This window comes from Salinibacter sp., assembly GCF_036626415.1.
GTDB lineage: Bacteria > Bacteroidota > Rhodothermia > Rhodothermales > Salinibacteraceae > Salinibacter.
In genome coordinates this window covers 1-6,803 of the sequence record NZ_JAZKRW010000147.1, presented here as the reverse complement: position 1 = coordinate 6,803, position 6,803 = coordinate 1, and the positions used below count along the sequence as shown (strand labels likewise).

Genomic DNA, 6,803 nt, shown 5'->3' with positions numbered 1-6,803 from the left:
GGGGGGGCGTCCGCCTCGTCGTCGGCCTCCCCTTCAGCGGCAGGCTCGGGCTCGGCCTCCTGCTCCTCATCGAGCGTCGCAACCTCATCCCGCTCCGGTCCGCCGTCGTCGTCCTCCGATCGGAGCTCCCGGATCCGAGCCGCCACTTCTGCATCGTCGGCGTACTCTTCCCGCAGGACGAGGTAGGCTTCTTCGTCGACAATCTTGGCGTTAAGGCCAGATCCGGACAGGGCGTCCTCGTAGCCCTCGTTCTCCAGAAACTCGGTCACGCGGTCCTGGGATACATTCAGTTCCCGGACGACCTGAAAGAGCTTCTTCTCTTGAAAGTCTTTCGTCTTGGTTGCCATATGGCAATCGGTTATTGCTCGGACTCACTACAAAAAACAGCCGCCGGGATCTCGGCGACAGGGACGGCTAGGACCGAACCTCGGGCTCCTCGGGAGCCGACCCGACGTCCTGCTTTTCCTCTTCGGAGGGCTCTTCTGCATCGTCATCTTCGACCCCTTCGTCGTCATTCGCCTCGGGCGTATCTGTCGACGGGTCTTCTGTCTCCCGAGTCTCATCGTCTGCCCGAGTCTCATCATCTGCGTCGGCGGTCTCAGGCTGATCGTCGTTCGCATCCGCGGGGGCCTCCGGCGCAGCAGGCTCCTCTGGTTCTGCCTCGGCCGACACGTTCGCCTCGGGCGAAGTCTCACTGGGGGTGGTGCCGTCCGTGCCAGTCGCCTCGGCGCCCTGGATGGACTCTACGGTGAACCGCCCCTGCCGGATGGACTCAATGATGCCCGGCCCCTTCTCGAACTCGGTTTCGATAATCTCCATCACCCGACTGGCAGTCTCGCGGTCAAGGTCGGCGCGCCGGGCCAGGGCATCCGCCGACAGTTCGAGCACGGCTTTCCCCGTGTCGCACCCGATTCGCTCCAGTTTTTCGATGGTTTCATCTGTAAGTTCATCGCCAAACTGCTCGATGTCAATGTCTTCCTCGTCCGGCGGGATCTCGCGGTAAACATCAATCTCGTGGCTGGTCAGTCGCGAGGCAAGTTTGATGTTGACGCCCCGCTTGCCAATGGCCTGGCTGACCTCATCGGCCGGCACCTCTACCCGGGCCCGCGGCGGATCCTCGTCTTCATTTAGGGTGACATTCGTGGGCTCCGCCGGCGACAGGGCCCGAGCAATCAGTTCTTGTGGATCGTCGGACCACTGCATGACGTCGATGTTCTCGTCGGAAAGCTCCCGCACGACAGCGTTGATGCGGACGCCCTTAACCCCCACACACGCCCCCACTGGGTCCACCTTCTCGTCATGGCTTTCGACGGCCACTTTGGCTCGATCCCCCGGAATCCGGGCCACCTTCTTGATCTCAACGATGCCGTCATGGACCTCCGGCACTTCGACCTCGAACAGGCGCTCCATGAAAACCGGCGACGTGCGGCTTACCACCACCTGCGGATCACTGCCCGCATCCCGCCGCACCTCCTTCACCACGGTACGCAGCATATTGCCTTTTCGGTAGTGATCCCCAGGAATCTGCTCATCGCGGGGAAGCACGAGTTCGGTGTCTTCGTGCATCAGCAGCGTTTCGTGGCGCCGAACCTGGTAGATTTCCCCAACAACAATCTCCCCGATCAACTCGGTGTATTCTTGGTACACCTGCTCCTTCTCAATATCGCGGATCCGCTGGCGGAAGGTTTGCCGCGCAGTCATCACGGCCCGGCGCCCAAACTCACTGACGTCGAGGCCGCCGGCCACTTCATCTCCAACCTCAAAGTTCTCATCGATCTCCTTCGCATCGGACTCTTTGATCTCGGTCACTGGATCCTCGACCTCCCAGTTTCCAACGACCTCCTGGATGTGGAGGATCTGGATGTCGCCCTGCTTCGGGTTGAAGATGATCTCGAAGGCCTCGTCCGACCCGTACCGCTTGCGAAGCATCGCGCGGAACACATCCTCAACGATGATCTGCAGCGTGTCCCGATCCATGTCTTTGGACCGGGCAATTTCCCCGAATGAGGAGATCAGGTCTTCGCTTCGCATAATCCGTCTCGTCCTGTGAAGAAGTAAGTCCGCATGGCCCGCCGCGTCCGCCCGAAGGGTCCTTCACCAAGGCAACTCAATTCGGGCCTGGGTGATTGCCGTGTACGGCAACTGGAGGCGCTCGGTTGAGGGCAGTTCTAGCTCAATTTCCTGATCGTTCGCTTCGGTCAGGTCCCCGACCACGATCTCTTCGTCCCCATCATCCTCAAATCGTACACGCAAGGTCCGGCCAACGTTCTTCCGATACTGGGCCGGCATCATCAAAGGACGCTTAATCCCCGGCGAGGAGAGCTCCAACTTGTAGCTTCCGTCCACGACGTCCTCCACGTCGAGGAGGAACCCGACCTCCTTGCTGATGAGTGCAAGGTCGTCGTGGCCCATGTCCCCCTCGGAGTCGACGTACACCTCGACAACCCGAGTTCCCTTGTGCCCCCGCACCTCCACGTCTACCAAGAAGTAATCCGTTCCGGTGATGACTTCCTCGGTCAGCCCAGAGACCCGGTCGGCAAGGCGCTGCTGCGTAGGATTCACAAGTGCAATCGTCAAGCATCCAGAAGGACCTAGTGCAAAAAAGCGCTCGGCCCGACAGGCGGGACGAGCGCCGTGAGCAGCGCAGAGTCGCTACGCCGCTGCTTCCCTCTTCGAATGTCCGCAGGCATCAGTACAAAAAGGTGGCACCGGGGGCCACCTTTTCCGCACTGCCATTTCCGGCGGACCACGAAGCACGCGCATCAGAGGAGTAAAACCGTCGCCCCCACCCGATGTTTCTGAGGCGTCCCCGCCCTGCGCAGTGGGTAGACACACGGGTTACACGGGAGATGTGTCCCGATCTTTTTTGCCCTCCAGGAGATACGCCTTGATAAACGGATCCAGCGATCCTTCCAGCACGGCCTCGGCGTCGGTGCGCTTGGTCTCGGTCCGATGGTCGTTGACCATTGTGTAGGGGTGCAGCACGTACGAGCGAATTTGGCTGCCCCACTCGATGCTCTTTTTCGAGTTTTCGAGTCGCTCCTTCTCCTCTTCCTTGAGCTGCCGCTCGGCCTGGTAGATGCGACTCTTGAGCATCTCACGCGCCCGACGGCGGTTCTTGTGCTGACTCCGTTCCTGCGTGCACGCGGCGCGAACCGTCGTTTCTTCCCCGTTCGACAGGGTGCCAGTCCAGATGAGTCGCACTCCCGTTTCCACCTTGTTGACATGCTGCCCTCCCTTTCCGCCAGACCGGAAAGTCTGGAGTTCAATTTCCCCGTCGCCCAGGTTCACGTCGATGCTGTCATCCACCTCGGGGTACACGAAGACGCTCGCGAACGAGGTGTGGCGCCGACTGTCGGCGTCGAAGGGGGAGATCCGCACCAGACGGTGCACGCCGGTCTCGCTCTTGAGGCGACCGTACGCGAAGGTCCCCTGCACGTTCAGGGTCGCGCTCTTGATGCCGGCCTCCTCGCCAGACTGCTGGTGAATGAGCTCCACCTCATAGTCTTTCTCTTCGGCCCAGCGCATGTACATGCGGAGCAGCATCTCTGCCCAGTCCTGGCTTTCGGTGCCCCCGGCCCCCGGGTTGATCTCGAGAATGGCGTCTCGCTGGTCGTCGGGATCGTCGAGAAGGCTCTCGAGCTCGAGCCGATCGATCTTTTTTTCGAGGGCACGAGCTTCCGCGGCAATTTCGGCAGACATGTCTTCATTCTCCTCTTTGGCGAGGAGTTGAAGGGTCTCGATGTCCTCTGCCCGCTCCTTGACCTCCTCCCAGGCGTCGATCCAGTCCTCATTTCGCGCGATCCGCTTTTCGATTTCGCGGGCCCGCTCCGGATCATCCCAAAAGCTCGGGTCCATCCGTTCCTGATTCAACTCTTTGACGGTCATGCGGCGTCCAGATACGTCAAAGATAGCCCCCGAGCGCTTCCACGCGCTCGATGAGCTGTTCAATCTCTTCGTCTGAGTAGGACTTCATCGTGGGACAGGGGGTTGTGGCAAAAATACGTGTCAGGCACTCCGAGCAACCGCCTTGAAAACGAGGGGCCAAACAGGGATGTTTCTTTGTCCCCAAAGCCGCTCGGGCCTCAGGACTGATGGCGCGTGACGAACCGGTCGATGCGAGTGAGGGCTTCTTCGATGTCCTTGAGGCCCGTGGCGTACGAGCAGCGGACATAACCTTGCCCACTGGGCCCGAAGGCCGTTCCGGGCACGCACGCGACCTTTTCTTCCTTCAGAAGGCGCTGGGCAAACTCTTCGGACGACAGCCCCGTGGAGGTCACGTCGGGGAAGCAGTAGAAGGCACCCTCTGGCTCGAAGGTGGGAAGGCCTGCGTCGTTCAGGCCCGATACGATGGTGCGGCGGCGTTCGTCGTAGCTCCGTCGCATTGTTTCCACATCCTCCTGAGCGTCGCGCAGCGCGGCAATGGCGCCTTCCTGAGCCATCGTCGGCGCACTCATGATCATGTACTGGTGCACCTTGTGCATCGCCTGCAGGAGGGGTTCTGGGGCACAGGCAAACCCGATGCGCCACCCGGTCATCGCGTAGTTCTTCGAGAAGCCGCCCAGCAGCACCGTCCGCTCACGCAATGCGTCGACCGTGGGCACGCACACGTGCCCTCGCTCGTGGGCCGTGCCGTAAACGAGTTGATCGTAAATTTCGTCCGAGACGACCAGCAGGTCGTGGTCAACCACGAGCTCCGCAATCTCTTGGAGCGTCTCGCGCCGAAGCACGGCGCCGGTGGGGTTGTTGGGATAGCCGAGGAAGAGCACCTTCGAGCGGTCGCTGAGGTGCGGCTCAATGTCGGCGGCGGTGACCTGGAAGTCGTTCTCGACGTGGGTGGGCACGTGCACAACCTCGCCCCCTGCAAACCGGGCGGACGGGCCGTAAGAGACGAAGCAGGGCTCGGGGACTAGCACCTCATCTCCGGGATCAAGAAGCGCCTGCATGGCCAACTGCATCGCCTCGCTGCAGCCCACCGTCGCGATGATTTCTCCGTCTGGGTCGTACGAGAGCCCGTACCGCTCTTCGTAGTCCGCCGCGATGAGTTCGCGGAGCTCCAGCATCCCGGCATTCGAGGTGTAATTTGTGCGCCCGTTTTGCAGCGCGTCGATTCCGGCCTCCAGCGCCGGGTCCGGCGATACAAAATCCGGTTCTCCGATGCCGAGGGAAATGACGTCGTCCATCGTGGCGGCAATGTCGAAGAACCGACGGATGCCGCTGGGAGGGGTCTCGCGCACCCGTTCGGAGACAAACGTGTCGAGATCCGGAGCAGAGACGGGGGCGGCCATGGAGGGCGATTGGAAGGTCTGAAGTCAGAGTAAGATTGGGATAAGCACGTACTCTCTCCCTCCCCGGAGGTTCAGTGTCCGCCTGTAGGATGACAGCTAAAGGCGTCGCATCAGGTTGTACTTTGACGTTCTCGGCACCTAGGTTTGGGAATGCGCTTTTCCTTTCCAAATCGTCTCTTTTGTCCCCGGTATGTCCGACACGTTTGAAAACTACATTGGCGGCCGCTGGACCGGCGCCGCCTCTCAGTCTACGTTTGACAACCGAAACCCGGCCGATCCCGACGACCGCATTGGCCAGTTCCCCAACTCGGGCCCCGCCGATGTCGACGCCGCGGCCCAAGCAGCCCGCGACGCCTTCGCGGGGTGGCGCGACACGCCCGCCCCCGACCGTGGAAAAATTCTAAAGGCCTCCGGGGACCTACTCAGCGAGCGGAAGGAGGACATCGCTCGCTCGATGACTCGGGAGATGGGCAAGCCGTTCTTTGAGACAAAGGGCGATGTGCAGGAGGCCATCGACACGGCCTACTATGCGGCCAGCGAGACGCGACGGCTGTTCGGCGCCACCGTCCCGAGCGAGTTGCCCGACAAGATGAACATGGCCATCCGTCGCCCGCTCGGGGTATGCGGCATCATCACCGCCTGGAATTTCCCCGTCGCGGTGCCCTCCTGGAAGATTTTCCCGGCCCTTGCCGCCGGCAATACCATCGTCTTCAAGCCGAGCGAGGACGCCCCGCACAGCGGCCTTCGCTTCGTCCAGACGCTCATCGACGCCGGCCTTCCGGATGGGGTCATCAACGTGGTGCACGGCGCCGACGAGGCGGGACAGGCGCTGGTGGAGCACCCCGAGGTGGACGCCCTCGGCTTCACCGGCTCCTACGAGGTCGGCACGGCCATCGCCGAAACCTGCGGTCGCCTCAACAAGCCGGTCTCCCTAGAGATGGGGGGCAAGAACCCGATGATCGTGATGGACGACGCAAACCTCGAGCTTGCACTGGAGGGGGCCATCTGGGGCGCCTACGGCACCACGGGCCAGCGCTGCACGGCCACCAGCCGCCTCATCTGCCACGAGGCGGTTCACGACGAGTTGGTCGACATGATTCAGAACGAGGCGGAGGCCCTCGTCCTCGGCGACGGGAATGAGGACGGCACAGACGTGGGCCCGCTCATCAACCAGGCCGCCGTGGACAACGTGCACCATTACGTAGAGGTCGGCCAGGACGAGGGCGCCCGCCTGGCGATGGGGGGATCGCCCGCCTCAGTTGACGGCCTCGATGGCCATTTCTACGAACCGACCCTGTTCACGGACGTGACGCCCGACATGACGATTGCGCAGGAGGAAATCTTCGGGCCCGTGTTGGCCGCCTTCGAGGTCGCTTCCTACGACGAGGCCGTTGCGGTCGCCAACGACACGAAGTACGGCCTCTCGTCCTCGATCTACACCCAAGACGTCAACAGAAGCTATCGGGCAATGCGCGACCTCGACGCAGGCATCACATACGTCAACGGGCCCACGAT

Annotated in this window: 5 protein-coding genes and 1 pseudogene; 1 reads left to right on the top strand and 5 read right to left on the bottom strand. The window is 61.9% G+C overall.

Translation table 11 applies throughout. The features are described from left to right. The 5 genes and pseudogenes from V5A20_RS12520 to V5A20_RS12500 form a co-directional block, all read right to left on the bottom strand. Window positions 1-347 (bottom strand): annotated as a pseudogene (locus tag V5A20_RS12520) (translation initiation factor IF-2); the annotation flags it as partial. Between the two features lie 67 nt (window positions 348-414). After that, entirely contained in the window at window positions 415-2,031 is a 1,617-nt protein-coding gene (gene nusA / locus V5A20_RS12515; RefSeq protein WP_332314486.1) for a transcription termination factor NusA, read from the bottom strand. Window positions 2,032-2,094: 63 nt separating this feature from the next. Beyond that, on the bottom strand, window positions 2,095-2,577 hold the full coding sequence (gene rimP, locus V5A20_RS12510; protein WP_332314485.1) for a ribosome maturation factor RimP: 483 nt from the start codon (window positions 2,575-2,577) through the stop codon (window positions 2,095-2,097). Window positions 2,578-2,838: 261 nt separating this feature from the next. Continuing rightward, window positions 2,839-3,976 (bottom strand): peptide chain release factor 2 gene (prfB, locus tag V5A20_RS12505; RefSeq protein WP_332314484.1). Its coding sequence is split into 2 segments (ribosomal slippage): window positions 2,839-3,906 and window positions 3,908-3,976, totalling 1,137 coding nucleotides; the frame shifts between segments, so codons are not numbered across the junction. A 109-nt stretch (window positions 3,977-4,085) separates the two neighbouring features. Further along, entirely contained in the window at window positions 4,086-5,288 is a 1,203-nt protein-coding gene (locus V5A20_RS12500) for a pyridoxal phosphate-dependent aminotransferase (protein ID WP_332314483.1), read from the bottom strand. 190 nt (window positions 5,289-5,478) lie between these two features. Here V5A20_RS12500 and V5A20_RS12495 point away from each other — a divergent pair. After that, window positions 5,479-6,803 (top strand): aldehyde dehydrogenase family protein (locus V5A20_RS12495; RefSeq protein ID WP_332327478.1); only part of this gene is annotated, 1,325 nt, incomplete at its 3' end.

What these genes read in the sequence shown, in the direction of transcription:
- nusA (WP_332314486.1), bottom strand. Translation starts at nt 2,031, where the DNA reads ATGCGAAGCGAAGACCTGATCTCCTCATTCGGGGAAATTGCCCGGTCC.
- V5A20_RS12500 (WP_332314483.1), bottom strand. Translation starts at nt 5,288, where the DNA reads ATGGCCGCCCCCGTCTCTGCTCCGGATCTCGACACGTTTGTCTCCGAA.